20 protein-coding genes are annotated in these 26,838 nt (G+C 73.0%); 5 read left to right on the forward strand and 15 right to left on the reverse strand.

The features are described from left to right. Window positions 1–64: 64 nt before the first annotated feature. The 3 genes from LUM46_RS04680 to LUM46_RS04690 all read right to left on the reverse strand — a co-directional run bounded on the left by LUM46_RS04680 (window position 65) and on the right by LUM46_RS04690 (window position 3,193). Complete coding sequence (locus LUM46_RS04680; RefSeq protein WP_274992575.1) at window positions 65–1,501, reverse strand: UTP--glucose-1-phosphate uridylyltransferase; 1,437 nt, start codon at window positions 1,499–1,501, stop codon at window positions 65–67. Window positions 1,502–1,511: 10 nt separating this feature from the next. Beyond that, window positions 1,512–2,132: an L-threonylcarbamoyladenylate synthase gene (locus LUM46_RS04685; RefSeq protein WP_274992576.1), complete on the reverse strand. Its 621-nt coding sequence runs from the start codon at window positions 2,130–2,132 to the stop codon at window positions 1,512–1,514. A gap of 65 nt (window positions 2,133–2,197) precedes the next feature. Beyond that, the gene (locus LUM46_RS04690; RefSeq protein ID WP_274992577.1) at window positions 2,198–3,193 is read right to left on the reverse strand and encodes a threonine ammonia-lyase; all 996 of its coding nucleotides are present in this window, start codon (window positions 3,191–3,193) and stop codon (window positions 2,198–2,200) included. Between the two features lie 95 nt (window positions 3,194–3,288). On the opposite strand from LUM46_RS04690, the gene LUM46_RS04695 reads away from it, so the two are divergent. Together LUM46_RS04695 and LUM46_RS04700 are read left to right on the forward strand one after the other, a co-directional pair. Next, entirely contained in the window at window positions 3,289–4,209 is a 921-nt protein-coding gene (locus LUM46_RS04695; RefSeq protein WP_274992578.1) for a LysR family transcriptional regulator, read from the forward strand. Window positions 4,210–4,258: 49 nt separating this feature from the next. Beyond that, the gene (locus tag LUM46_RS04700) at window positions 4,259–4,717 is read left to right on the forward strand and encodes a VTT domain-containing protein (protein ID WP_274992580.1); all 459 of its coding nucleotides are present in this window, start codon (window positions 4,259–4,261) and stop codon (window positions 4,715–4,717) included. Between the two features lie 46 nt (window positions 4,718–4,763). Here the strand turns inward: LUM46_RS04700 and LUM46_RS04705 are convergent, their stop codons facing one another. Together LUM46_RS04705 and LUM46_RS04710 are read right to left on the reverse strand one after the other, a co-directional pair. Then, entirely contained in the window at window positions 4,764–5,378 is a 615-nt protein-coding gene (locus LUM46_RS04705; RefSeq protein WP_310242898.1) for a DinB family protein, read from the reverse strand. Then, window positions 5,375–5,926, reverse strand: a complete 552-nt coding sequence (locus LUM46_RS04710) for a hypothetical protein (RefSeq protein ID WP_274992582.1) — start codon at window positions 5,924–5,926, stop codon at window positions 5,375–5,377. Before LUM46_RS04710 ends, LUM46_RS04705 begins: the two co-directional genes overlap by 4 nt. Window positions 5,927–6,056: 130 nt before the next feature. Between LUM46_RS04710 and LUM46_RS04715 the strand changes: the two genes are divergently transcribed. After that, on the forward strand, window positions 6,057–7,091 hold the full coding sequence (locus tag LUM46_RS04715) for a hypothetical protein (protein WP_274992583.1): 1,035 nt from the start codon (window positions 6,057–6,059) through the stop codon (window positions 7,089–7,091). A gap of 16 nt (window positions 7,092–7,107) precedes the next feature. Here the strand turns inward: LUM46_RS04715 and LUM46_RS04720 are convergent, their stop codons facing one another. After that, window positions 7,108–8,007 carry a DMT family transporter gene (locus LUM46_RS04720; RefSeq protein ID WP_274992584.1) on the reverse strand — a complete coding sequence of 300 codons (900 nt, stop codon included), beginning with the start codon at window positions 8,005–8,007 and terminating at the stop codon, window positions 7,108–7,110. 309 nt (window positions 8,008–8,316) lie between these two features. Further along, a complete protein-coding gene (locus LUM46_RS04725) occupies window positions 8,317–8,997 on the reverse strand; it encodes a pyridoxamine 5'-phosphate oxidase family protein (RefSeq protein WP_274992585.1) in 681 nt (226 codons plus the stop codon). 104 nt (window positions 8,998–9,101) lie between these two features. Here LUM46_RS04725 and pdxR point away from each other — a divergent pair, with 104 nt between their 5' ends. Together pdxR and LUM46_RS04735 are read left to right on the forward strand one after the other, a co-directional pair. After that, complete coding sequence (gene pdxR, locus LUM46_RS04730; protein WP_274992586.1) at window positions 9,102–10,430, forward strand: MocR-like pyridoxine biosynthesis transcription factor PdxR; 1,329 nt, start codon at window positions 9,102–9,104, stop codon at window positions 10,428–10,430. A gap of 180 nt (window positions 10,431–10,610) precedes the next feature. Then, entirely contained in the window at window positions 10,611–11,837 is a 1,227-nt protein-coding gene (locus LUM46_RS04735) for a glycoside hydrolase family 43 protein (RefSeq protein WP_274992587.1), read from the forward strand. A 127-nt stretch (window positions 11,838–11,964) separates the two neighbouring features. Here the strand turns inward: LUM46_RS04735 and LUM46_RS04740 are convergent, their stop codons facing one another. The 8 genes from LUM46_RS04740 to LUM46_RS04775 form a co-directional block, all read right to left on the reverse strand. Further along, window positions 11,965–13,827 carry an ABC transporter ATP-binding protein gene (locus LUM46_RS04740; protein WP_274992588.1) on the reverse strand — a complete coding sequence of 621 codons (1,863 nt, stop codon included), beginning with the start codon at window positions 13,825–13,827 and terminating at the stop codon, window positions 11,965–11,967. Continuing rightward, entirely contained in the window at window positions 13,824–15,719 is a 1,896-nt protein-coding gene (locus tag LUM46_RS04745) for an ABC transporter ATP-binding protein (RefSeq protein ID WP_274992589.1), read from the reverse strand. The genes LUM46_RS04740 and LUM46_RS04745 overlap by 4 nt, the downstream gene beginning before the upstream one ends. 120 nt (window positions 15,720–15,839) lie before the next feature. Then, window positions 15,840–16,631, reverse strand: a complete 792-nt coding sequence (gene ddaH, locus LUM46_RS04750) for a dimethylargininase (protein ID WP_274992590.1) — start codon at window positions 16,629–16,631, stop codon at window positions 15,840–15,842. Continuing rightward, complete coding sequence (locus LUM46_RS04755) at window positions 16,621–18,270, reverse strand: RNA-guided endonuclease InsQ/TnpB family protein (protein WP_274992591.1); 1,650 nt, start codon at window positions 18,268–18,270, stop codon at window positions 16,621–16,623. Before LUM46_RS04755 ends, ddaH begins: the two co-directional genes overlap by 11 nt. Window positions 18,271–18,403: 133 nt before the next feature. Beyond that, window positions 18,404–21,073 (reverse strand): GNAT family N-acetyltransferase, encoded by a 2,670-nt coding sequence (locus tag LUM46_RS04760; protein WP_274992592.1) that lies wholly within the window; start codon window positions 21,071–21,073, stop codon window positions 18,404–18,406. A 7-nt stretch (window positions 21,074–21,080) separates the two neighbouring features. After that, window positions 21,081–23,600 carry a GNAT family N-acetyltransferase gene (locus LUM46_RS04765; protein ID WP_274992594.1) on the reverse strand — a complete coding sequence of 840 codons (2,520 nt, stop codon included), beginning with the start codon at window positions 23,598–23,600 and terminating at the stop codon, window positions 21,081–21,083. Beyond that, window positions 23,597–24,997 (reverse strand): lysine N(6)-hydroxylase/L-ornithine N(5)-oxygenase family protein, encoded by a 1,401-nt coding sequence (locus LUM46_RS04770; RefSeq protein WP_274992595.1) that lies wholly within the window; start codon window positions 24,995–24,997, stop codon window positions 23,597–23,599. The genes LUM46_RS04765 and LUM46_RS04770 overlap by 4 nt, the downstream gene beginning before the upstream one ends. Beyond that, complete coding sequence (locus LUM46_RS04775; protein WP_274992596.1) at window positions 24,994–26,646, reverse strand: pyridoxal phosphate-dependent decarboxylase family protein; 1,653 nt, start codon at window positions 26,644–26,646, stop codon at window positions 24,994–24,996. Before LUM46_RS04775 ends, LUM46_RS04770 begins: the two co-directional genes overlap by 4 nt. Window positions 26,647–26,838: the final 192 nt, after the last annotated feature.

Raw genomic sequence — 26,838 nt, forward strand, 5'->3', positions numbered from 1 at the left:
AATGCCGACCACCTGACCTTCTACCGACCACACGGACGCCGGCCCAGCGCGGCCCAGCTCTCGGTCAGATGCCGTCCGGGCCGATCGTCGCGCCGTCGGGCACCGTGCCGCCGTCGCCGGCGAGCTGTGCCTTGCCCTCGGCCCGCACACCGGACCCGAAGGTCCAGTCACCGCGGACGGTCAGGGAGTCGGCGTCGCGCAGCGACGGCGCGCCCGCGGCGAACCGCTGGGTGAAGCCGTCGATGAGCTTGTAGTAGTCCTTGTCGAGGTCCACGAGCGGCGCGAGAGCCTGCGCCTCGAGCCGGTAGTCCGGCGTCAGGTCGTAGACGTCCGAGCGCAGCACGAGCAGGTCGTTGGTCGTCTTCACCGGCAGGAACCGCGACCGTTCCACCTCGATCGCCGTCGCGCCCTCGAAGACGGCGACCGCCGCGCCCATCGCGGACTCGATCTGCACCACCTTGGGCGACGACGGGTCGGCGGGGTCGACGGTCTTGTCGTTGCGGATCAGCGGCAGCTCCAGCACGCCCGACGTCCGCTCCAGCTCCGCGGCCAGCGCTTCGAGGTCGAACCAGAGGTTGTTCGTGTGGAAGAACGGGTGGCGCGTCGCGTCGAGGGAGACGGCCACGTCGTCGGGGTGGGTCTGCGCCGTCTCACGCTGGACGATGCGGCCGTCGCTCTTGCGGACCACGAGCTGGCCGCCCTTGACGTCGGCCGGCGTCTTGCGGCAGAGCTCGGCGGCGTACGGGGCGCCCGACGCGGCGAACCAGCCGGCGATCGTGGCGTCCGGCGTCGCGCCGAGGTTGTCGGAGTTGGACACGCACATGTACCGGAAGCCGGCCTTCAGCAGCGCGACCACGACGCCCGACGCGTGCAGCGCCGGGTAGAGGTCGCCGTGCCCGGGCGGGCACCACTCGAGGTCGGGGTCCTTCTCCCAGGTGACGGGCGTCAGGTCGTCGGCAAGGAGCTTGGGCTCGCGGTTCTGCAGGAAGTCGACGGGCAGCCCGTCGACCGCGATGTCCGGGTAGCGCTCCAGCGCCGCGAGGGAGTCGTCGCGGGTGCGGAAGGAGTTCATGAACAGCAGCGGGAGGCGGGCTCCCGTGGCCTCCCGGGCCGCCCGGACCTGGCCGACGATGATGTCGAGGAACGTGAGCATCTCGGGCTCGGCGCCGGCCGAGCCGCCGGCGCCGTCGGACGAGCCCGGCGCCACCCGGACCGGCAGCAGCGACTTCGCCTGGTCCATGCCCATGGACGTGCCGAGGCCGCCGTTGAGCTTGAGCATCGCGGTCCTGGCGAGGGCGTCCGCCGCGTCGTCGTCGCTGATCGCCAGCTCCGCGCGGTTCGGGATGTCGACGAGCGGGTCGACGTCGTCCTCCCGGACCAGGCCGCTCTCACCCGACTGCAGCAGGTGGTAGAACCGCGTGAACGTCTCGATGGCGGCGGGTGCCACGCCGGCTTCGGTCATCTTGGTACGGGCCTGCTCGAGCCCGGTGGGGTCCGTCATGGGCCACAGGCTATTCGAAGCGCGACGGGTCGCCGGCACCGACGCGGACGACGTCGGGGAACCCGTCGGACCAGTCGACGACGGTGGTCGGCTCGGTCCCGGCGTCCCCGCCGTCGACGACGGCGTCGAGCACGTGGTCGAGCTCTTCCTTGATGGTCCAGCCGTCGGTCAGCGGTTCGGCCTGGTCCGGCAGGATCAGCGTGGAGGACAGCAGCGGCTCCCCCAGCTCGCGCAGCAGCGCCTGCGTGACGGCGGAGTCCGGGATGCGCACGCCCACCGTCTTCTTCTTCGGGTGGGCGAGCCTGCGGGGCACCTCGGCGGTGGCCGGGAGGATGAACGTGTACGCCCCCGGTGTGGCGGACTTGATGGCCCGGAACGCCGAGTTGTCGAGCTTCACGAGCTGCCCCAGCTGCGCGAAGTCCGAGCACACCAGCGTGAAGTGGTGCTTGTCGTCGAGCCTGCGGATGCTGCGGATGCGGTCCGCGCCGGCGTGGTAGTCCATGCGGCAGCCCAGCGCGTAGGAGGAGTCGGTCGGGTAGGCGACCAGGGCGTCGTCGCGCAGCATGGCGACGACCTGCGCGATGCTGCGCGGCTGGGGGTCGACGGGGTGGACGTCGAAGTAGCGGGCCATGCCACCGAGCCTAGTCGCGCGCAGGGCGCTGCGCAGCGCTCCGGCGACCTGTTCCGGCGACCTGCTCAGGCCGCCGACAGGGCGCGCCGCAGCTCGTCCCCGCTGGCGTTCCCGCCGGTGCACACCACGCCGACCCGGCGGCCCGCGAAGCGGTCCGGATCGGCCAGGACGGCCGCGAGCGCCGCCGCTCCGGCGCCCTCGGCGACGGTGTGCGCGCCGGTGAGGTAGAGGTGCTGGGCGGCGGCGATCTGGTCGTCGGTGACGAGGACGAAGTCGGTGAGGTGGTCGCGCATGAGCGCCTGGGTGACCTCGAACCCGCAGCCGACGGCGAGGCCTTCGGCGCGGGTCGTGTTGGCGCGCTGGACGAGTGCTCCGGTGTGCCAGGAGTCGTGGGCCGCGGGTGAGGCGGCGGACTGGACGCCGATCACGGCGGTGCCGGGGGCGACGGCGGCTGCCACGAGGCCGGCCGCGGCGGCGCCGGACCCGCCACCGACGGGTACGACGAGGATGTCGAGGCCGGGTGCCTGCTGGAAGAGCTCGAGGTAGAGGGTGCCGACGCCGGCGATGATGTCGGGTTCGTTGGCGGCGCCGACGAGGCGGGCGCCGGAGTCCTGGGCGAGCGCGGTGGCCCTGGTCCGGGCGTCGTCGAAGGTGGCGCCGTGCAGGAGCACGTCGGCGCCCTGGTCGCGGACGGCGCGCAGCTTGACGGGGTTGGGGTCGTCGGGCATGACGATGGTGCAGGTGGTGCCGGTCAGGCGGGCGGCGTAGGCGACCCCTTGGGCGTGGTTGCCGGTGGAGTAGGCGACGACGCCGCGGGCGCGCTCGGCCTGAGCCATGGCGAGGAGGAGGTTGCTGGCGCCGCGGGCCTTGAAGGCTCCGGTGCGCTGCTGGTTCTCGTGCTTGACGACGATCGCGGCGTCGGTGGCCCGGTCGAGCTCCGCGTACCGGCCGACGGGGGTACGGACCACGGGGCCCTCCAGGCGGGCCTGGGCCGCGAGCACGTCGGCGATGGTGGGCAGGGCCGCTGGCGAGAGGAGGGGCGGGAGGGTCGCGAGCGTCATGGATCCAGCGTGACCCGCACATGACCCATAGGTCTAATACCTGTTACGAAGACTTTCGATCGATAACACCTATCTTTCTGCGCTAGCCTGGAGGCATGACCGCAGAGCTCGACCTCACCCGGCTGCGCGTCCTCGCGGCGGTGGCCCGTACCGGTTCCGTCACGGCGGCAGCGAAGGAGCTGCACTACGCGCAGCCCTCGGTGAGCCACCACCTGTCCCGCCTGGAGGCCGACGCCGGGATCCCGCTGCTGCAGCGGCACGGCCGCGGTGTCCGCCTCACGGAGGCCGGCCGCCTGCTCGCGACCCGGGCCGAGGAGATCCTCGGCCGAGTCGAGGGCGCCCGCCGTGAGCTCGACGCCCTGGCCGGCCTGCGGGCGGGCCGCGCCCGCCTCGCCGCGTTCCCCTCCGCCCTGGCCACGGTCGTGCCCGACGCCGTCGCGCGGCTCCAGCAGGAGCACCCCGGCCTCTCGGTCGGCCTGGTGGAGCACGAGCCGCCGGACGCCGTCGACGCCCTGCAGTCGGGCGCCGTCGATGTCGCACTGGTGTTCGAGCACACCGACGTGCGGCACGCCCGCTCCATGGAGGACCTGTCGCGCTACGAGGCCACGACGATCCTCGACGACCCGGTCAACCTCGTGACGGCGATCGATCTCGACGCGGCTCCCGTACCCGGCTTCGTGCCTGACCTGAAGCTGCTCGACGACGCGGAGTGGATCGCCGGCTGCGAGCGGTGCCGGGCGGACATGGTCGCCCGCTGCGCCGCCGTGGGCTTCGCCCCGCGGATCGCGTTCGAGACCGACGACTACGTGGCGGTCCAGGCCCTGGTGGCGGCCGGTGCGGGCGTGAGCCTGCTGCCCGGGCTCACGCTCCGCGCCCATCGGAACCCCGGGATCGCCTTCGCCCCGCTGCCGGGCGCCGTCCGCAGGGTCATGGCCCTCACCGTGGGGCCGCCCGCTCCCCCGGCGGCGGCCCTGATTCGGCAGCTCGTCGCCGCAGGCGCTAACGTCCCCCTGTGATCCAGGCCACCTACCCGCGCCCGGCCGGCTGAGGGCGGCCGGAGGCCCGATGCTCCTGCTGTCCACCTTCTTCTACTCCGCGGGCGCCGCCGTGGCGGCGTTCCTCGCGCTCGAGGCGTACCTGGCGGTCGCCGCCGTCGACAACACCTACCCGACCGTGGTGCTGGCCGCCGTGGCTGCTGCCGGCCAGGTCACCGGCAAGCTGCTCTGGTACTGGGCCGGTGCCGGGACCACCCGCCTGCCGTGGCTGCGTCGCAAGCTGGAGTCGCCCAAGGCCGCCGCCGCGCTGACCCGCTGGCGGGACCGTACCGACGGCCGCCCGGTCTACATGGGTGTCGTGCTGCTCGCCTCGGCGTTCGCCGGGCTGCCGCCGTTCATGGTGATGTCGGTCGTCGCGGGCGTGCTGCGGGTGCGGCTGTGGCTGTTCATCGGCACCGGCCTCGTCGGCCGGTTCTTCCGGTTCTGGATCGTGCTCGAGGCCGCCGACTACGCGTGGCTCCTGCTCTGAGGGTCGTCTCCTCAGATTCCTCAGACTCCTCGGGCTTCGGTGGCGCTCAGAGGTCGGTGGCACCGTCCAGCGCCTCGCGCAGCAGGTCGGCGTGCCCCGCGTGCCGGGCATACTCCTCCACCATGTGCACGAGGATCCAGCGCAGGGAGATGTAGCCGCTGCGACCCGGCCGCACGGTGGTCCGGTCCAGAGCGTCCGCGCCGTCCGGGGGCGTCTCGGCGAGCACCTCGTCGAGGATCCGCTCGGAGGCCGCGACGGCGCCGTCGAACAGGGCGGTGAGCTGCTCGGGAGTCTCCTCGAGGGCGCTGTGCCAGTCCCAGTCGGCGTCGGCCGCCCAGTCCACGGTGTCCCACGGGCGGGCCGGCTCGTTGCCGGCCAGCCGGATGTTGAACCACACGTCCTCGACGTAGGCCAGGTGCTTGAGCATCCCGGCCAGCGTCATCGTCGACGGCGGGAGCGGCGTGCGCAGCTGCTCCACCGTCAGGCCCTCGCACTGGCGCCGGATCGTGGCACGGTAGAAGTCGATGAACGACCGCAGCATCGTCACCTCGTCGGCGGCGAGGGGCGGGTCGGTCCGGGGGACGGCGCTGCCGTCGGCGTCGGGCACGCCGGGCTGCGGGCTGGGCGGCGGGCTGGGCTGGTTGCTGGGCTGAGAGCTCATGCGCTGACCGTACCGATCGCCAGGACGTGCTGGCTCATGTCGGTGACCCCGGGCGTCGTCGACAGCGCGCGGGCGAGCGTGAGCGCGGCGTCGATCAGCTCCGGCGCCTCGGGCGCGTCGAGCGGCACCCGTTCGAGCGCGCCGCCGGCAGGCCCCTCGATACCGTGCACGACGACGCCGGACAGGCCGGACTCGGTCGCCTCCGCGGCGAGCTCCGCGGCGTCGTGGAAGTGCGCGGCGGGAAACCGGATGCCCGCCGGAGCCAGGCCGTGCTCCAGGACCGCCTGCCAGGCGGCCGGATCGAACATCTCGTACCCGTCGGTGGCGCCACCGACGTCGAGCACCCGTGCGCCGGGGGCGAGCCGCTGCCGGACCAGCTCCTGGGTCCGGACGTGCTCCACCCGACCCTGCGCCGAGCCGACCGTCAGTCGCGCGTGCTCGTCCCAGCCCGTCCGCCCGGCGTAGTACTCCTGGACCCGCGCGTCGACGGTGCTCTGCTCGGTGGCGTACCGCCCGGCCCCGCCGCTGACCTGCCCGTCGCTCTCCATGGCCGGACCGTAGCGACGCCCAGGAAACCCCGCCACATGTTTCCGGGAGGAAAACACTTCAGCAATTCACCCGCGCCGAATCGTTACGTGTCCGGTAAGCCTCTTTTGCTCGGAGTGTGAGCATGGCAACATGCGCAAGGTGCACCTGATCCGAGAGTTCGCACCTGACGCCTACGAGTTCGCGCTGTCGTCCTGGTCGTGGATCGGGACCGGTGACAAGACCCCACGCTTCGCATCCTGCTTCGGCGACATGTTCCTCGAGTCCCCCGACGGCTGGTGGTTCCTCGACAGCGTGGAGGGCACGCTCGATCGCTGCTGGGACTCCATGGAGGAGATGTTCGCCGACCTCGAGGGCGCCGACGGGCGCGCCGAGTACCTCCTCGAGGAGACCCTGAACGCCGCGCTCGGACAGGGCCTGCACCTGGACGAGGACGAGGTCTTCGCCTTCCTTCCGCCCCCGGCGGTCACGGGCACCATGTCCGTCAGCTCCCTCGCGCCGCTGCGCTTCGCCATCGCGGCGAACCTCGCCGGCCGTATCCACGGCGAGCTGAACGGCGTACAGCCCGACGCCGGCGCGTCCGCCCTCTTCGCCGCCCAGCGGTACGCGGCCCAGCAGGCCGCCGCACAGGAAGCGACGGCACGACAGGCAGCAGCCCAGCAGACCGCGGCGCAGCAGGCCGTGGCCAGGCAGGCGGCGGCCCGACGGGCGGCAGCGCAGGAAGCGGCCGCACGGGTGCCGGCCCCACCCGTCGCGACGCCGCAGCGGGTCGCCGCGGCGCCCACGTTCGACGCGCCGAACCCCCGGACCGACCGGTGGCAGCCTGCCGCGCAGCAGGCGGGCTACGAGCCCCAGTACGCGGCGGGCTCGGAGCTGGACTACGCGCCCGGTCAGACCTCGGCCTACGACACGGGCGGCTACGCCCCGGCGCCGGCGGTGTACGCCGCGCCCGCCGCCGCGGGAGCCCATGCGACAGGAGCCCACGCGGCACCGGTCGCGGCCGGCGGCTACGACTACGTCGACACCGCGCACACCGCTGACTCCGGCCAGTTCAGCCAGTACATCGCCGACCAGTACAACACCGGTCAGATCGCCGCCGTCGACCACGGCGCGTCCGCCCCGGCGCAGCCGCGGCTGCAGCAGGGCGGACGCTGGTCGTACGCCTGACGCCGCACAGCCCGGGCTATTCCTCCAGGCCCACCACGGCGGCCAGGATCAGCACGGACCCGACGATCCCGGCCGGGCCGAGCCGCTCCCCCAGCACGACAGCGGCCGCGACCGCCGCCGTCACCGGCTCCAGCAGGGTCGCGACGACCGCGGCGCCGCTGCGCGTGGTGCGCAGGCCCGCGTAGAACAGCCCGTACGCCAGCGCCATCGTGAAGACCCCGAGATAGGCGAGGGTGCCGAGCGTCGTCGGGTCGCTCGTGACGAACGGTCCGCCGCCCGCCAGCGCCACGGGGACCAGGCCGACGGCGCCCGCCGTCGTCGCCACCGTCGTCAGGGCGAGCGGGTCCACGCCGTCCGACGCGAGCAGCGTGCCGCCGAGCGCCGTCGTCGCCGCGTAGACCGACCCCGAGGCGATCGCGAGCAGCAGACCCAGCACGGGTCGCGGGCCGACGGCGCTCGCGCCCGACGCCGCGCTCACCAGCACGAGGCCGGACAGCGCGGCGCCGACGACCAGCGTCAGGCGGACGGTGCTCCGGGCCGCCGTCCGGCGTCGCGCGCGGACGAGGTCGACGACGGCGAGCAGGACCGGCGCCAGACCCAGGCTGACCACCGTGGCGACCGTGACGCCGGCGGTGGCCACGGAGCCGAAGTACAGCGCCTGGTAGGCGCCGGTCCCCAGGCCGACGACCGCGGCGCGGACCGGATGGGCCTGCACGAGCGCCACGAGCCGAGGGCCCCTGCGCAGGACGAACGAGGCTGCGACCAGCACGACCGCCGCGACGAGCATGCGGTAGGCGCTGACCGTGAGGACGGACATCGACGAGTGGTCGCGGAGGATCTCGAGGGCGAGGCCGCCGGTGCCCCAGAGGATTCCGGCGAGGCTGACGAAGAGCAGCCCGAGACGAGTGGATGACATGTGTGCTCCCGGCCGGTCCCGAAGGCTCCGGCCCGTTCCGAGGGACGGGGAATCGTCGTGGAGCACGCCCCGGCGCCGGCCCGCGGAGGCCGGTCGTGGTGCCGCTCCGGTCAGACGACCGGGGGCGGCAGGACGGAACGAAGGGGAGTCACGCTCGGGATGCTAGCAGCGCCCCTCGGGGCGGCGAGCGGTACTCGCTCGGCAGCCCTCTTCGAGGTCTACGTTTCTCCGCTCTGAATCGGTTCAGAGCGGAGAAACTTAGACCTCGAAGAGGCGGCGGCCGACAGGGCGGGGACGGCGGGCGCCGCGTCAGCCCTCGCCGAGCGTCGTCACGCGGCGGAGCACGTGCTCCGGCACCGGGTCGGACACGTAGTCCTCCGTCACGGGTGCCGACGCGACCCGACGTACGGGCACGTGCCCGGCCCAGCCGGTGAGCTCCAGGTCGCCCGGCTCCAGCGAGGCGCCGCCCGCGCGCTGCTTCATCGAGGCCTCGGCCAGCGGCAGCGCGATCACGGCGGTCGCCGCGAGCTCCTTGCGCGTCGCGGGAGGCAGGGTCGCGGCCCGCCCGGGCGTCATGTGGTCGACGACGAGGTCGAGCGCCCGCCGCCGCTCGTCCAGGTCCGTGACCCGGCGCGGCCGCCCGATCACCACCGCCGACCGGTAGTTCATCGAGTGGTGGAAGCCGGTCCGCGCCAGGACCAGGCCGTCCAGCTCCGTCACGGTGACACAGACGTCCTGCTCCAGCGCCGGCGCGAGCCAGCCCGCGGCGACCGAACCGTGCAGGTACAGCGTGCCGCCGGCGTCGGGCCCGGACTCGTCCACGGCGAAGGCGGTGGGCAGCACCACCGGGTGCGCTCCCGCGACCACACCCAGGTGCGCCACGAGCGCGTCGGAGAGCAGCGCCATGAGCCGACGCCGGTCCTCGACCTGCCGGTTCCGGCCGCGGGTCGGGGTGGTGCGGGGGGTCGGTGAGAGATCCTGCGTCGTCATGCCGCTAGCCTGGCGCGGAAGTGGCCGGTGGACACGGGCCAGTTCACCCCGATTCAAACAGGCCACTTGCTCGCCTCGGCGATCACCCCACCCGAGAGAGGCTCATGCTCCCCGTACGTCTCGACCGTGCCCGCCCCACACCGCTTCCCGCACAGCTCGCGGCCGCCGTCCGCGGGCTCGTGACCGACGGCACGCTCACGACGGGCGACCGCCTGCCCTCGAGCCGCGCCCTGGCGGCCGACCTGGGTGTGGCGCGCGCCGTCGTCGAGCAGGCGTACGACCAGCTCCTGGCCGAGGCCTGGGTCGAGACGCGCCGGGGTGCGGGCACCTTCGTGGCGTCCGGCGAGACCCTTCCCACGACCGCTCCCCCACCCCGGCCCGCGACGCGCGAGCCGGGGTACGTCCGCCTCGACGCGGGCACCCCGTGGATCGACCCGCGCCACCTCGCCGGGTGGCGGCGGGCCTGGCGCGAGGTCTCGATCGCGGTCCCGCCGCGCGGCTACCCCGACCCACGCGGGCTCCCCGACCTGCGCGAGGCCCTCGCCGAACGGCTCGCCCGCACCCGCGGCCTGACCGTGGGGCCCGACGAGATCCTGGTCACCGCCGGCACGACGGACGGCCTGCGACAGCTCCTGGGTGCGCTGGGCCCCGGGGACGTCCTCGTCGAGGACCCCGGCTACCGCGCGGCCGTCGAGACTGTCCGGGCGGCGGGACGCACCGTCGTCGACCATCCCGCGCTCCTGCCCGTCACGGACCTGGCAGGCTGCGCCGCCGCGTACGTCACGCCCGCCCACCAGCACCCGCTGGGCCGGGTCATGCCCGCGGCCGACCGGCTCTCGCTGCTGGCGGCGGCCCGGGACGCGGACGCCGTCGTGGTCGAGGACGACTACGACTCCGAGTTCCGGTACGACGTCGCTCCCGTGCCCGCCCTCGCGGCGCTCGACCGGTCGCGGGTCGCCTACCTGGGCACCGCCTCGAAGTCGGTGTGCCCGAGCCTGCGGCTGGGCTGGCTGGTCGCGCCTCCGGCGCTCCACGAGCACATCGTCCGACGCCGCACGGTCATGCACGACACGCCGTCGTGGCCCGGCCAGCACGCCCTGCTGACCCTGCTGCGTGACGGCTGGGTCGACAAGGTGGTGCGCACCGCCCGGCGCGTCTACGCGGACCGCGCACCACGGGTGGCGGCAGCCCTGGCGCCGCACGCCCAGCCGGCAGGGCCGCTCGCCGGGATGTACTCGACGTGGCTCACCGACCCCGCGCCGGCCGAACGGGCACGCGCCGCCGGGCACGCCGCCGGCTTCGACGTGCCGCTCCTTGCCGACTACTGCCGCAGAGCGGACCGGACCGGCCTCGTCGTGGGCTTCGGCGGGGTAACCGACGCCGAGCTCGCCCGCGCGCTCGATGCGATCGTCGGCGGCCTGGCCGAGGGCTGATCCGACGAGCCCGGCGGCGGTTCCCCCGGCCCGCACACCGGGCGCCGCGTGTACGGCAACGTGTCCGGCGTGTCGGAAACCGGTTGCTCTGACCTCTTTTCACCCGGCCATGTGAGCGCTAACATCACGGTGCCGGGCAGAGCCGCCCGCCCCTGCCGCAACGACGCCAAGGAGCCCGCCATGCGCACGCCACGCCGTCACGAGCACACCCCACCCGCTGGGCCAGGAGCCACCGAGCCCCGAGCACCCCACCGACCACGCGCAGCGCGGCGGGCGCGGGGCGGCGCGCTCTTCGCGAGTGCGCTCGTCCTGGTCACCGCAGCGACCGGTCTGTCCGCACAGGCCGTGCCGGCCCTGCCGGTCACGGCTCTGCCCGAGAGCGCGCGGCACGAGGCCGCACCGCCCGAGACGGCACAGCAGGTGGCCGACCAGTCCGAGATCGGGCGGGCCACCACCACGGCGGTCCAGGACCAGGCTCAGGCAGCGGACCTCACGAACCCGATCCGGTCCAACGGCGCCGACCCGTGGCTCGAGTACTGGGACGGGTACTACTACCTGTCCACCACCACGTGGGACTCCACGGTGATCATGCGTCGTGCCACCACGCTCGCCGGCCTGAAGACCGCCCCGGACACGGTGGTCTGGAACGACGCCGGGGTCGCCAACCGGTGCTGCTCCCACTGGGCGCCCGAGTTCCACCGCATCGGCGGCACCTGGTACCTCATGTACACGTCGGGCAACAGCCAGACCAACCTGGACGGACAGAAGCTGCGCGTCCTGCGCTCCACCGGCCCCACCCCGATGGGCCCGTACGAGTTCATGGGCACGCCGCTGCCGAACCAGTGGAACATCGACGGCACCTACCTCGAGCACGACGGGCGCCTGTACCTCGTCTGGTCGGAGTGGAACGGGCCGAACCAGACGGTCCGGATCGCGCGCATGTCGAACCCCTGGACGGTCGCCACGAACGGCTACACGATCGCCCAGCCGAGCCACGCCTGGGAGACCATCGGCAGCCGGGTCAACGAGGCGCCGGCCGTGCTGCAGCGAAATGGCCGCACGTTCATGACCTACTCGGCCTCCAGCTGCAACACGCCCGACTACAAGCTGGGGCTCCTCACGCTGACCGGCAGCGACCCGCTGCGGGCCGCCTCGTGGACCAAGAGCTCCCAGCCCGTGCTCCAGCGGGGCAACGGTGTGTACGGGCCGGGCCACAACGGGTTCTTCACGTCACCGGACGGTACCGAGGACTGGCTCGTCTACCACGGCAACACGACCGCGAGCCAGGGCTGCGGCAACACGCGCCAGACCCGCGTGCAGCGCATCACCTGGAACAGCGACGGCACACCGCGCTTCGGCACCCCGGTGCCGAGCGGCCAGGTGATGACACCGCCGTCGGGCGAGTAGCCCGCCCCGCGGCCTCCCCTTCGAGGTCTAAGTTTCTCCGCGCTGAAACGTCTCAGAACGGAGAAACTTAGGCCTCGAAGGAGAGGGCCGACGCCGAGAGCGAGCTCAGCCGCACCGGCCGGAGCGGTCAGACCAGCGAGTCCTGCCAGGCCTCGTGCAGGCGCGCGTACTGCCCGTCCCCGGCGATGAGCTCGGCAGGCGTGCCGTCCTCGACGATCCGCCCGTGCTCCATCACCAGCACCCGGTCGGCGATCGCCACCGTGGACAGGCGGTGGGCGATGATGATCGCCGTCCGGTCCGCGAGCAGCGTCTGCAGCCCGCGCTGCACGAGCCGCTCACCGGGCATGTCGAGGGAGGACGTCGCCTCGTCGAGGACGAGCACCGCCGGGTCGGCCAGGAACGCCCGCGCGAACGAGAGCAGCTGTCGCTGCCCGGCCGACACGCGTCCGCCGCGCTTGTTGACGTCGGTGTCGTACCCGTCGGGCATGTCGAGCACGAACTCGTGCGCCCCGACCGCGCGGGCCGCCGCCTCGATCTCCTCCTGGGTGGCGTCCGGCCGGCCGAGCGCGATGTTCTCGCGCACGGACCCGCTGAACAGGTACGCCTCCTGGGTCACCATGACGACGGCACGGCGCAGGTCGGTCGACGCCAGGTCGCGCACGTCGACGCCGTCCAGGCGTACCGCGCCCTCCGACGCGTCGTAGAACCGGGTCACCAGCTTGGCCACCGTCGACTTGCCGGCGCCCGTGGTGCCGACGACGGCCACGGTCTGCCCGGCGGGGATGGTGAGGTCCAGGTCGGGGAGCACCACGGGTCCGTCCCCGTACCGGAACCGCACGTGGTCGAGCCGCAGCTCGCCCCGGGCCCGGCCGCCGTCGCCCAGGGGCAGGGACGTCGGGCGGGCGGGCTCCGTGACCGTCGGCTCCTCGGAGAGCAGGCCCGACACCTTCTCCAGGGCCGCGGTGGCCGACTGGAAGGAGTTGTAGAACATGCCGAGCTGCTGCACCGGCTGGAAGAACCGCTTGCAGTAGAGCAGCACGGCGGCGAGGACACCCACGGCCATCGTGCCGTCCAGGACGCGCCAGCCGCCGACCGCCAGCGCGGCGACCACGGTCATGTTGCCGATGAGGATGAGTCCCGGCTGGAACCGGCCGTTGACGCCGAAGATCTGCAGGTTGGCGTCGCGGTAGTCCTCGCCGAGCTTGCGGTAGTCGGCCTCGGTGGTCGGCTCACGGCGGAACGCCTGCACGGCGCGCATGCCGGTCATGGTCTCGACGAACTTCACGATGAGCCGGGCCGACGCCGTCCGCTGCTCCCGGTAGAACACCTGCGACATGCGCTGGAACCAGCGCGTGAGCAGCCACGCCGGGATGAACGCGACGGCGAGCACCAGGCCGGACCGCCAGTCGATGAGCAGCAGGCTCACGAACGTGAACACCATGAGCAGCAGGGACGAGACGACGCCGGTCAGGCCGCCGTCGAGCAGCTCGCGCAGCGCCTCCAGGTCGGAGGTCTGCCGGGAGATGATCCGGCCCGAGGTGTAGGACTCGTGGAACTCCAGCGACAGCCGCTGGGTCTGGCGGAACACGCGGCGGCGCAGGTCCAGCAGCACCGCCTGGGCGATGCGGGCGGCGGCCCGCACGTAGGCACCGGCGGCGACCCCGCCGAGCACGGCGGCCGCGAGGTACCCGGCGCCGCTCAGGACCAGGGGCGTGACCGACCCGTCCTGCAGGGCCGGCACCGCCCGGTCGATGGCGACGGACACGAGCCACGGCCCGGCGACCTGTCCGAGGGTGGACGCGACCACCAGCACGGCGGCCCACGCCAGGGCCTTCTTGTGCGGGCGCAGCAGGTCGCCCAGCAGGCGCATCGACCGGCGGCGGACGCTGCGCGAGGCCTCCTTGCCGAGGCTCGTCTCGTCGTCCGCCGCGGCGTCGGTGGGCCGACGGCGGCCGGCGGGCCCGGTGGTGGGCCGGGTGGTTGCCGTCATGAGAGCGCCCCCTCGTTCTGGTCGTCGCGCTGGTCCGGACCGTGGTCGTGCTCGTGCGCCTCGTAGTCGTCCTCGAGGCTCGAGATGATGTATCGGTAGTGCGGGTCGCTCGCGAGCAGGTCGTGGTGGGTCCCGACGGCGGTGATCCGGCCGCCCTGGAGCACGGCCACCCGGTCGGCGAGGGCGACCGTGGACGGCCGGTGCGCGATGACGAGGGTCGTCGTGGCCACGAGCACGTCCCGCAGGCGGGCCGTGACCGCCTCCTCCGTGGTGACGTCGAGCGCGGAGAGCGGGTCGTCGAGCACGAGGACCCGGGGCCGGGCGGCGATGGCACGGGCCAGCGCGAGGCGCTGCCGCTGCCCGCCGGACAGCGACATCCCCTCCTCGCCGATGCGGGTGTCGGCGCCGTCGGGCAGGTCGGCGACGAACTGCGCCTGCGCGACCTCCAGGGCCTGGGTCAGGAGCGCCTCGCGCTCGGCCGCCGGGAGGGTGTCCGAGACACCGAGCAGCACGTTGTCGCGCACGGAGGCGGAGAACAGCGTCGGGTCCTCGAAGGCGACGGCGACACGCTCGCGCACCTGGGCGCGTGTCATGTCACGGACGTCGACGCCGTCGACCTCGACCACGCCGTCGGTCACGTCGAAGAGCCGGGGCGGGAGCATGGCGAGCGTCGACTTGCCGGAGCCGGTCAGGCCCACCAGCGCGGTGGTGGTGCCGGGCGGCAGCTCCAGGTCGACGTGGTCGAGCACGGGGCGGGCGGCGTCGTCGTACCGGAAGGTGACGTCGCGGAAGGCGACGTGCCCTCCGGCATGCGCGGCCTGCCCCAGGGTGACCGCCGGGACGTCGGCGGGTGCCGCCGGGTCGGTCAACGGGTTGACGGTGTCCATGACCTCGAAGAACCGGTCGACGGCGGTGCGCGCGTTCAGGGTCATCGAGAGCGTCATGCCCAGGTCGACGACCGGGCCGTTGATGACCTGGGCGGTGGCGAAGAACGCGACGAGGGTGCCGAGCGTCATGTCGCCGGACGCGACCAGGTAGGTCCCCACGACCAGCGCGATCCCCTGGGTCACCTCGGGGATGACACGCAGGGCGGTGGTCAGGCCGGCGTCGGTGGTGGCCTTGCGGATCTCGGTCTCGCGCAGCCCTTCGGCCTGGTCGGTGAACTGGTCCAGCGCGGCCGGGCCGCGGCCGAACGCCTTGAGCACGCGGATACCGTGCACCGACTCCTCGACCGTGGTGGCGAGGTCGCCCGACTGGTCCTGGGACAGCCGCGAGATCCTGCGGTACTTGCTGGAGAACCGGAACGCCAGGATCGTCACCGGGATCGACCCGCACAGGAAGATGATGCCGAGCCAGCCGCCCGTGGCGACGAGCAGGCCGACGCCCACGACGATGGTCACGAAGCTGACCACGAGCTGCAGGACACCGAACACGAGCCAGCGGCGCAGCAGGCCGAGGTCGCCCATGATGCGGCTCAGCAGCTGCCCGCCGGGCCAGCGGTCGTGGAAGGCCACGGGCAGGTCCTGGAGGTGCCGGAACAGGGCCATGCGCATGCCGGCCTCGACCCGCGTACCGGGGAACATCACGAGGGTGCGGCGCAGCAGGATGAGCCCTGCCTCCCCGGCACCGAGCACGGCGACGAGCACGACGGACCAGATCAGGCCCGACCAGTCGTGCTCGCGGACGCCCTCGGTGAGCGGGCCGTCGGTGACCCACCGCAGCACGGCAGGGATGGAGAGCGCCATGAGGCTGGCGCCGAGCGACGCGACCAGCCCGCCGACCAGGCGGGGCAGGGCGGTGCGGACGTAGGGGTGGAGGCGACGGATCGAGGCGAGAGTGCTGCGCTCGGACGAAGGATCAGATCGATTCGAACTGTCGGCTGTTGGAGGCATCGAGGCCATTATCCCGCTGGCCGCAAGTTGTTAGTTTGGGTAAGCACCTTCTTCTCGTGTGACGTGCGCCATACCGCGCCACCCGTCCTGGGCCACGTCCTGGGCCACCTCCCGGCTCCCTCAGCGCACCCGTACCGACAGGCACGTCACGCAGCCCTCGAGCTTCTCGAACTCGGTGACGGGCGTGGTCAGCACCGTCAGGCCGCGGTCCCGCAGCAGGTCAGCGGTGCCGGGTGCGGCCGCCGACAGCAGCACTGTCGTCGGGTCGAGCACGACGACGGCGCTGCCCTCCGCCTCGGGGACGGGCAGGAACGCGTCGAACAGGCCGGCGTCGTCCACGAGGGGTTCGTACCCGATGACCGTGCCGTCCGGCAGGGCGGTCACCGCCGACTTCAGGTGCAGCGCACGGGTCGTGGGCACCTCGACCACACGCCACCCGCGCGGCTCGAGCAGCGCCCGGAGCTGGGCGACGCCGTCGGCGTTGGTACGCGTCGTGCGCCCGACGTAGACGGTGCGGCCCACCTTGAGGACGTCGCCGCCCTCCAGCGTGCCCGGTTCCATGATCTCCGCGAGCTCGCGCACCGCGCCCTCGACGACCGGCCGTACCGACTCGACCTCGCCGCGCCGGGACAGCGCGCCCGGCCGGGTCAGGACGGCCAGCCCGTCGAAGACGACCACCGCGTCCTCGACGAACACCCCGTCGGGGTACGCCTCGGCAGCCGGCACCGTGCGCACGTCCCAGCCGTACCCGCGGAACACCTCCACGTACCGCTGCCACTGCTCAGCGGCCAGGTCGGCGTCGACCGGCACGCGCTCCAGGTGGGTGAGCTCGCCGTCGGCCAGGCGCACCGACGGCGGGCGGACGAGCAGGGTGGGGCGCGGGCGCCCGGCAGCGGTCTGTTCAGTGGCCATCCCGCGACGTTACTGCGTGTTTCGGAAGTCGTGAAACTTGCGGAACACCGCCCTTCTCGGGCGTCCAAGGTTCAGACCGCGGGTGCGGCCTGAGGTTGGTTCCCACGTCATCCAGTCCCTTGCCGCCACGACCGCTAGGGCCGGGATGGGTGGGGGTGTCCTGTCGGTGGGCTTTCTTGACGGGGCCGACTGCTTGACGGTCCCCGACCCGGGCAACACCACGCCCCACACCATCGGTGACGGTGGGGGTGTGGTTCTCGGCCCAGGCGGCGAGATTCACTGCGGCATTCAGATCACGATCCATGACAAGCCCGCACTCGCGGCACTCGAAGATGCGGTCCTTGAGCGTCAGGTCCTTACGCACTGCGCCGCAGGATGAGCAGGTCTTGGACGACGGGAACCACCTATCGGCCAGCACGACTTGTCCGTCGCGCCAGGCCTGCTTGTACGTGATCTGCCGGGCGAGCTCACCCCACGCCGCGTCACTGATGGCGCGGGAGAGCTTGCGGTTGGTGGTCATGCCAGTGATGTTCAGGTCTTCCAGGACCAGCCGGGCGTGGTTCTTGACCAGCTGGTTGGACACCTGATGCAGCACATGACGACGACGATCGCGGATCCGGGCATGCTGCCGCGACAGATGCACAACAGCCTTCTTTCGGTTCTTCGATCCCTTCTTCTTGCGCGACACGGCTTTGGACAGGCGGCGCAGCCGCGGCAGGCCACTCCGGAAGGCGCGAAGGCTGTCGACCCGTAGCACCTCGGTGCCGTCGGAGGAGCCGGCGACAACCAGAGCATGCAGGCCACGATCCACACCCACCCAACCTTTCCCGGCGGGCCGAGGACTACCCGTACCGGCCTCTACCGGCTGGGAGGCGTGGCGTGCTGCGGGGTGCAGGTCGGCGGCCTCGACGGTGATGGAGATCCACCACCTGCTAGCCCTGCGGGACACGGTCACGTGCAGGATCCGGGCACGGCCCGTGGCGATCATTCTGCGCAGGCGCCGGGTGCATTCCCGCACCCGCAGGACGCCGATCTTCGGCAGGCTCACCGACCGGAGGCGATCCCCGTCACCGATGCGGATATCCGGCCGGTACCCGGTGGTCTTGTTCCGGATCCGGAACGACCCTCCCGTTGTACTCTTCTTCTTGAACTGCGGGAAGCCGACCTTCGGTCCCTTCCGGGCACCGGTGCGCGAGTCTGCCCACGCCTTCAGGGCACGGCCCAGGTCGACACAGGCTTCCTCGAACACCTGCGCCGAGACCTGGTCGCGCCAAGCCAGACCCGTCACCTCCGCCCGCGTCGTCCAGTCAGGGTCAACGACGAACCGGCAGCCAGCTGCTCCCGACCGCTTCCACGCATTGAACGCCTTGATCAGGTCGAACCCCGTCCACGGCACCCGAACAGCACCCGGCGCGTTACCACCAGGCACGTCGCCGTCAGACACGAGCCCGGCCGCGACCTCAGGCGTGGAGTCCCGGCCCCGCCCACACTCGGCGGCAGCTCGGGCGTCCTTGTGTAGTCGCAGGGCCTGGTTGAAGGCGAACCTCGCCGCTCCGACATGCTGGGACAGCACGCGTACCTGCTCGACCGACGGGTCGAGACAGAGACGGAATGACGTGTGCCTGGGCATGTCGACCATGCTGCCACCAGCCACTGACAAAGACCCTTGAACAGCGCTTCAACCACCGATTGACCCGGACGTCAGTTCGATCCGTCTAAAACTCTCCAACCCACCGACTTACTCCCAAATCTCACGCGGTCCGAAACACGGCTTAGCGGACCACCCCGCCGACGGCTGCCCGCTCGCGCGTCAGGTACGCCATCCGGGCCACCTTCGGACCCTGCGGCGACTCGTACGACACCCGCTCGCCGGCGGTGAACCCCATCACGGCCATCCGGTGCAGGGCCTTCTCGTTGTTCGCGTCGGGCTCGCCGACCAGGCGCCGGGTACCCGGCCCGGCGAAGAGGAACTCGCGCGTCGCAGGCCCCAGCACGGTCCACGGGTTGTCGGGCGAGCCGTGCCGGGCGACAGGGCCCCGGCTGCCGAGGAAGAAGTGCATGCCGAGGTCACCCGGCCGCACCTCGTAGGCGGTGGCGACCGGGTCGTGCTCGGGGTGGTACGCCTGGAGCAGCACCACGGGCTCGCCGTCCCACCGCACCAGATACGCGTGGTGGGTGGGCAAGGACTCGACGAACGCGTAGGTGTCGCGCACCTCGTCACGCGTGTGGCCGCCCATCCCCCAGAACGCTGCGCGGGGCTGGGCGAACCAGCCGTGCAGGACGTCGGCGTCGGCCTCTGGGTCGAGCATGTGCACGGTGACGAGGCCGTCCGCACCGAAGTCACGGCGCCACACCTCCTCGCCGCGAGCGCCGTTCAGCAGTCGGAGGGTGGTGTCCGCGGGGTGCAGGCGGTCCCAGTCGGTGACGACGGGGGTGGTGGCGGCGTCGGCCCAGGTGGCGTGCTGGTCGTCGAAGTGGACGCTGCCGGGCCGGCCTGCGGCGCCGAAGGGGACGCCCCAGCGGCTGTTGGCGCGGTCGGCGAGGTCCCAGACGTAGCGGGCGACGGAGCCGCGGTAGGCGGTGGGCGCGACGCCGGGTGAACCGCCGGTGCAGCGCACGGACTCGTTGTTGCCGGAGACGGGGGCGAGGGCCACGTCGGCCGTCGGGTCGCCAGGGCTCGGTACCGGCGGAAGCGGGTCGGGGAGGTGCAGCTCGCCCCAGGTGGGCTCGCTCTGCCGGTCGGCGCCTCCGGCGCTGGGCCGGTCGGCGCCTCCGGCGCTCTGCCGGTCGGCGGTGCCCGCCACCTCGGCCAGCGCCGCGCTCGCCTCGGCGGCCGGGTCGATGCCCAGCCAGTCGGCGGCGAGGATCCGGGCGAGACCGGCCCCGACCGCCGTCGGCACGTCGAGCACGCCGCCGAGCACCGCGGCGAAGGCCGGGTCCTGCCCGTGCGGCTCGTGCAGGGCGGCGAGCACGGGGTGCCCGGCGAGGCGGTGCGTCAGGGCGTCCCGCCACCGCATGTACAGGGCGGCGTCGGTCGAGGTGGCGTCGACGTGGGCGCCGTCCGCCACCCAGGCGCGCAGGCGCGCGGCGGCGGCCGAGGTGTCGGCCGCGAGGTGCTCGACCAGGCCGGGCGCGCCCAGGTCGCGGGTGTCGCCGTGGATGCGCCCCTGCGTCTCCGGCGACTCGGGCACGGTCCCCGCGGCGAGCAGCTGTCGGATCCGCTCCGCACGGTGCGGCGCGTAGGACCAGCCCAGGTCGTGGGCCTCGCGGCCGGGCCGGGTGTCGCGCGGGCCGAGGCCGGGGCGGCCGTCCAGCTCGGCGCGCGCCTGGGTCCTCGGCCGCTCGTTCGCGTCGACGGCGACCTGGGTCACCGGGACGGGCACGGGGAGGTCCACGTAGCCGTCCGCGGGCTTGGCGGCGGGCAGGGCACGGTCGGCCGCCGCGGGGACCTTGCCCGCGGTCAGGCTGAGCACCTCGCCGGTGCTGTCGGCGGTCAGGACCCGGTTGACCGGGTCCACCCACCGGCTGAACGCGTCGGCGACGTCGCCCGCGGTGCGGGCGTGCAGCAGGGCCCGCCAGGACGCGACGCCGACGTCGGACAGCTCCCGGGCCGGCCAGTGCAGGTGCCAGCCGCCGGGGCCGGCGCCGTCCGCGCCGTCGGCGACGACCTCGACGTGGTGCGCGGCCGCGTTGGTGATGCCCCAGGCGACGGAGCCCGCGTGCCCGAAGTGCGGGATGCCGGGCACCCCGGGGAAGGCGAGGCCGAGCACGTCGTAGGAGGCGTCCGGGTCGGTGCACACGAGCCGGACCTGCTGGTAGGGGCCGGGCAGCTCGAGCGTGCGGTGCGGGTCCCCCGCGACCAGCGGGCTGCCCGACTCCGTGAACGATCCGTGCACCGCCCATGCGTTCGAGCCGGAGCTCGGTCCGGCGTCGGCGGCGAACAGGCCCAGGACCTGCTCGAGCGGCACCCCGGGCACGTGCAGGTGCCTGGCCACGTGCGCGCGCCACAGGATGCTCGGGAACCCGTTGAACAGCACGTGGGCCGCGAGGAACACACCGATGGGCGTCCACGGCCGCCACGGCCGGTGCGGTACCCCGGCCAGCTCGGGCACGTCCCGCCCGCCCGCGAGCAGGCCGTCGCTGACGCCGTCGGCGTACGCGGCGAGCCATTCCTGCTCCGGCCGGTCCAGCGCGTCATGGATGCGCCGGGCCGTGGCGGCGAGCCGCTCGCGGGCGGCGAACCGGTCCCAGGCCGCGCCCGCCGGGCCGGCGACCTCCGCGTAGCGCTCCTCGGCCCGCATCCGGTCGGCCTCGATCTGCAGGCCACGGTCCTGTGCGGTCACCCAGCCCTGGCCGTAGGCCAGCGCGGTCTCGGAGGCGGCCCGCACGTGCGGGATACCGAGGTCGTCACGGAACAGGTCAAAGTCCACGTTCTCCATCATCCCTTGCTCATCCGTGAGTTCTCCGGCCGGCCGGGTTGGCGAGCGTGCCCGCGTAGATCAGCGACTCCGACTGGTTGGTCAGGTCGACCATCTGCAGGGTGTTGCGCAGCTGCAGGCGGTTGAGGCACGAGTGCGCGAAGCGCGCCGCCCGCAGGTCGATGCCGGGCCGGCCACCGCGGGCGGCCGTGTCCGGGTGCTCCGCGGCGTGCCGGTCGATGGTCTCCGCGACGAGCGCCCAGAAGCGCTCCTCCCCCAGCACACCGTCCTCGGCGAGGATGCCGGACAGGTGCCGCAGCACGCCGTCGAACACGTCGGTGAAGATCGCGAGCGCCTTCTCGTCGTCGTCGACGACGGAACGGATGCGCTCGATCCGGTCGGGCAGGGGCTGCTCGCCGAGCACCGCGACCTCCTCGCCGATGTCCTTCATGACGGCGCGGCGGACGACGCCGTCGCGCAGGATGAGGATGAGGTTCTCGCCGTGCGGCATGAACGCGAGCTCGTACGTGAGCAGGCAGTGGACCAGCGGGTACAGGTAGGCGTCGAGGTAGGCGCGGAGCCACTGCTCGGGCGCGATGCCGGACTCGCGCACGAGGGCGGTCGCGAACGACGTGCCGCCGGCGTCGCGGTGCAGCAGGCTCGCCATGGTCACGAGGCGCTCGCCGGCGGCGAGGCCAGGAACCGGCGACTCGCGCCACAGCGCGGCGAGCATCTTGCGGTGCGCGTTGGGCTGGGGCGTGCGGTGATAGACGTCGCCCGTGTAGCCGACCGCGGCGACCTCGCGCAGCACGCTGAACCCGGTGGCCTGCAGGGTCGTGTCGTTCGCGACCAGGTCCGCCACCCAGTCGTTGATCTGCGGGGTGGCACGCATGTACGCGGGTGACAGGCCGCGCAGGAAGCCCATGTTCTGGATGGCGAGCGCCACCTTGACGTAGTGCCGTTCGGGGCGGGTGCGGTTGAACATGGTGCGGATCGACTGCTGGGGCTGGTACTCGTCCGACCCGGGGCCGAGCGGCACGAGGTCGCCGCGGGCGACGTCGGCGGCGAAGGTGATCGCGACGCGGTGCTCCCACTGCCAGGGGTGCACGGGCAGGTACAGGTAGTCGGCGCTGTCGTGGCCGCGGGCGGCGAGCCGGTCCGCGAACGCCGCCCGTTCGGCGTCGGACAGCTCGCCGGGCAGGCCGGGCGCGCCGTAGTGGCCGGCCTCGGTCTGGTCCGCGGCGAGCGCGAGGTGCGTGTGCTCCCGGCGGGTCGCGAGCCAGAGCATACGCAGGCGCGCGCCGCGCTCGGGTGCGTAGGCGCGGTAGTCGCTCAGGGAGAAGCCGATGCGGCCGTTGTTCGCGAGGAAGCCGGGGTGGCCCTCGGACATGGCCGCCTCGACCTGCTGGAAGGTCTCGGCGGCGGCGTGAGGGCCGGACGCGGTCCGCATCGCCTCGAGCAGCCCGCTCACCGACGGCGTGTACCCGTCGAGCTCGCGCTCGCGCTTCGCGGCGGCGCTGGCCAGGGTGGAGGACAGCTCTTCGAGGTAGGTGGCGAGCAGGGCGTCGGGCACCTGGAGCAGGGGCTGCAGCTCGGCGACCAGCTCGAGCGCGTCCACGGGGAGCACGACCTCGCCGCGCATCCCCGCGGTGGCCGTGCGGCGCACGGACGCCGGGTCGACCACCCAGTGCTCCAGGGCGTACCGGCGGGCGGTGAACCGGTAGGTGACGCCGTCCAGGGCGAGGCGGTAGCCGTCCGTCGGGGCGCCGGGCGTGTCGTCGGGCTCCGGCTGGAACAGGCGCTCGTGGGCGAGCTCCGCGAGCGCCTTGGCCACGAGGTGCCGGTGGGCGTGCTCCATGTGGTCGGCGGTCAGGTGGGTGGCGACCATGTCGAGGCCGGACAGGTCGGGACAGGGCAGAGCGCCGTCACCGAGGGCGGAGGCCGCGAAGTCGGCACGGGTGGCGACGCTCAGGGCGGCCCGCTTGGCGTGCGCGCCGCGGCCGAGGTCCACCTCGCGCAGCACGCGGAACCCCGCGGCGGCGTTCTTGGCGGCGATCTTCCGGTTGCCGACGTCGGGCTCGACGACGACGCGGGTCGCGCCCCGGCCCGCGCCGGAGCTGCCCGGCGAGTCGCCGTCGGCCTGGTCGCCGGAGAGGCAGAACCGCATGACCGCCGTCATGACGGCGTCCGTCAGGCCGTGCCGCGGTGTCACCGGCGGGGCGACGAGCAGGTGCATGCCGAGGTCGCCGGGCAGGGCGTCGTGGACGTCGGTCAGCACCACGTGGGCGGGGTCATAGGTCTCGGTCAGGAAGACGGGCTCGCCGTCGAGGCGGCCGAGCCAGGCGGCCTCGTGCAGGCCGGCCTGGACGGCGGCGAGGTACTCGCGCACCTCGTCGACGCGCAGGTGACCCATCTGCCAGTACGAGGCAGCGGGGTGGGAGAGCCAGCCCTGGACCAGCTCGGCGTCCCGCGCCGGGACCACCGGCTCGATGGTGATCTCACCGAGGCGAGTGGTGGTCGTGAACGTGTGCACGGTTGTCGGGGCGCTCACCGGGCGGCCTCCATCTCGTCGTCGGGCTGGCTGTCCGTCGTCTCGACGGGCTCGACCCTCGAGGCCGGCAGGCCGAACTGCTGGAACGCGATCCGCCGCTCCGTCGGGTACGGCTCGCGGCCCGTGACGTCGGCGAGGATCACGGAGTTGCGCCAGGCCCCGAAGCCGAGGTCCGGCGCGGTGACGCCGTGGGTGTGCTCCTCGCCGCCCACCACGTGGATGCGCCGGTCGTCGTCGACCGTGTAGTCACGGGTGACGGCGTACCGGCCGCGGTGGTCGAGGTTGACCAGCCCGGGCGCCAGGAAGCCGGGCACCGTGGCGGCGTAGCCCGTGGCGGCGACCAGCGCGCGGGTGCGGTGCTCCGCCGTCGTGCCGAGCTGGGCGTGGCGCAGGGTCAGGACGTACTCGCCCGCCCCGTCCGCGCCGTCGGCGTCGAACCGGGCGGCGGTCACCTCGGTGTCGGACAGCAGCGTGGTCGGCACCTCGGCACCCAGCGCGGACTTGCGGTAGAGGGTGTCGTAGATGTCGTCGACGAGGTCGCCGCTGATGCCCTTGTAGAGGTTGCGCTGCTCGCGCCCGAGCACGTCGCGCAGCTCGGCGGGCAGGGACACGTAGTGGTCGGTGTACTCGGGCGACGTCATCTCGAGCGTCAGCTTCGTGTACTCCATCGGGAAGAACCGCGGCGAGCGGGTCACCCAGTCCAGCCGGTGCTCCCCCGGGGCCGTGCCGCAGCCGTCCAGCAGGTCGCGGTAGACCTCGGCGGCAGACTGCCCGCTGCCGACGACGGTCACCGAGCCGGACGCCACGAGCGCCGCCCGGCGCGGCAGGTAGTCGCTGGTGTGCACGACGGGGCCCGCGCCCTCCAGGCCTTGGAGCTGCGCGGGCAGGCGCGGCTGGGTCCCCGTGCCGAGCACGAGGTGCTTGGCACAGTATTTCTCGACGCCGTGGGCGGTCTCCGCGGTCACCTCGAACACGTAGTCGCCGGGGGCGCCGTCCGCCGTGGGGTCGGCGACCCGCACGACGCTCGTCACGCGCCGCCCCCAGCGCAGCGTCGGCAGCTGGTCGGCCACCCACCGGCAGTACTGGTCGTACTCGGCGCGCAGCGGGTAGAACGACTCACGGATGTAGAACTGGTACAGCCGTCCCGTCGCCTTGAGCCACGCCAGGAACGAGTAGCGCGACGTCGGGTCGGCCATCGTCACCAGGTCGGCCAGGAACGGGACCTGCAGCGTGGTGCCCTCGATGAGCATCCCGGCGTGCCAGGAGAAGCCCTCGCGCTGGTCGAGGAACACCGCGGTGACGTCGTCCAGGGGCTCCGCGAGCGCCGCGAGGCCGAGGTCGAACGGGCCGATCCCGATACCGAGCAGGTCGTGGACGGGGGGCGGGGCGGCGGTCATCGGGTCTCTCCGTCGGCGTCCGGGTCGGCAGTCTGATCGGCAGTCTGATCGGCAGTCTGATCGGCAGTCTGATCGGCAGTCTGATCGGCGCGGGCCAGCCGCGGGTGCACGTCACGGCACGGCGGCTCGTCGATGTCCAGCAGCGCCTCCCCCGCGAGCAGGCCGTGCGCGGCGGAGCGGACGAGCTCCAGCACGCCCCGGATGTCGGCGAGCGTGGCATCGGGGTTGAGCAGGGTGAGCTTGAGGCAGGGGCGGCCGTCGATCACGGTCTTGGCGACCAGGGCGCGGCCCGAGTCGAACAGCACCCGGCGTACCTGCGGGACCAGGGCGTCCGCGCGGGCGGCGTCGAGCCCCTCGGGCTGGTAGCGGAACAGGACCGTGGACAGGTCCGTGGTCCCCACCAGCCGGAAGTCACGGTCCGTGGCGAGGTCCTGGTGCACCGCGGCGGCCAGGTCACAGACGGCGTCCACCATCGCGCCGACGCCGTCCGCGCCGAGCGCACGCAGCGTGACCCAGAGCTTGAGCGCGTCGAACCGCCGCGTGGTCTGCAGGGACTTGTCGACCTGGTTGGGCTCGGCGTTCTCCTCGGGGTTGAGGTAGTCGGCGTGCCAGGCGACGGGCGCGAGGTCCGACCGCTCCCGGACGACCAGCGCGCTGGACGACACGGGCTGGAAGAACGACTTGTGGAAGTCCACGGTGACGCTCCGGGCCCGCTCGATACCGTCCAGCAGGTGCCGCCGCCGGGGGCTGACCAGCAGCCCGCAGCCGTACGCGGCGTCGACGTGCAGCCACGTGCCGACGGCGTCGCACAGGTCGGCGATCGGGCCGAGCGGGTCGATGCAGCCGCGGTCGGTGGTCCCGGCGGTCGCGACGACGGCGATCACCGTGTCACCGGTGCGCTCGATGTCGACGAGGGCCTGGGCCAGGGCGTCCGGGCTCATGCGGCCGTCCGCGTCGGTGCCCACGGTGACCACGGCGCCGTCCGGCAGGCCCAGCAGCAGCGCGGACTTGGCGATGCTGAAGTGGCTCACCGCCGTGGCCAGGATCCGCATGGACTCCAGACCGGTGCCGGCCCGGCGCGCCTTCTCGCGCGCCAGGAACAGCGCCTGGAAGTTGGACTGGGTGCCACCGGAGGTGAAGATGCCGTCGGCGCCGGCGACGTCACCCTCTGCGACCGCGAAGCCGATGCGGCCCGCCGTCCACTCGACCAGGCGACGCTCCATGAAGGTCGCGACGGTGGACTGGTCGTACGTGTCGACGGAGGTGTTGATCGCGGCGAGCATCGTCTCGGCACCCACGGCAGGCAGGGCGACCGGGCAGTTCAGGTGCGCCGTGTAGGTGGGCTCGTGGAACCAGATGGCGTGCTTCGCGTACAGGTCGCCCGCCTCGCGCAGCGCCTCCCGGGTGCCCGACGGCGGGCCGTCGAGGTCCACGGCGTCCACCAGCGAGCGCAGCTCGGACCGGCTGGCGCCGGAGAACGGCTGGGTGACGGCCACGAGGCGGGCGGCGACGTCGTCGGCGACCTCGCGGACCGTGTCCGCATAGACGCGCGCGGTGGCTCCGCGCAACAGCGCTGTCGTGTCGTGGCCGGCACCCGGGGAGGGTGCCGTGGTCACTGGCTGCGTCACTGCGGGCAGGCGTGAGGGCATGCGAAAGGCTCCTCTGAGGAGGGGTGCGGGAAGGGCGAGGAACGCCGTCCGCACGCGACGGCGGAGAGCGTTACTTAGGTTTGCCTGACCTAACTTAATCGCTCGGGAAGCCGCGTCAAGCCATGACTGTGACCCGAAACGTGGCAAGGGTCACTCCGGGCCCGCCCGACCGCCTCAGTCCGCTCTCTCAGT

The sequence above is a fragment of the Promicromonospora iranensis genome, assembly GCF_028994805.1.
GTDB lineage: Bacteria > Actinomycetota > Actinomycetes > Actinomycetales > Cellulomonadaceae > Promicromonospora > Promicromonospora iranensis.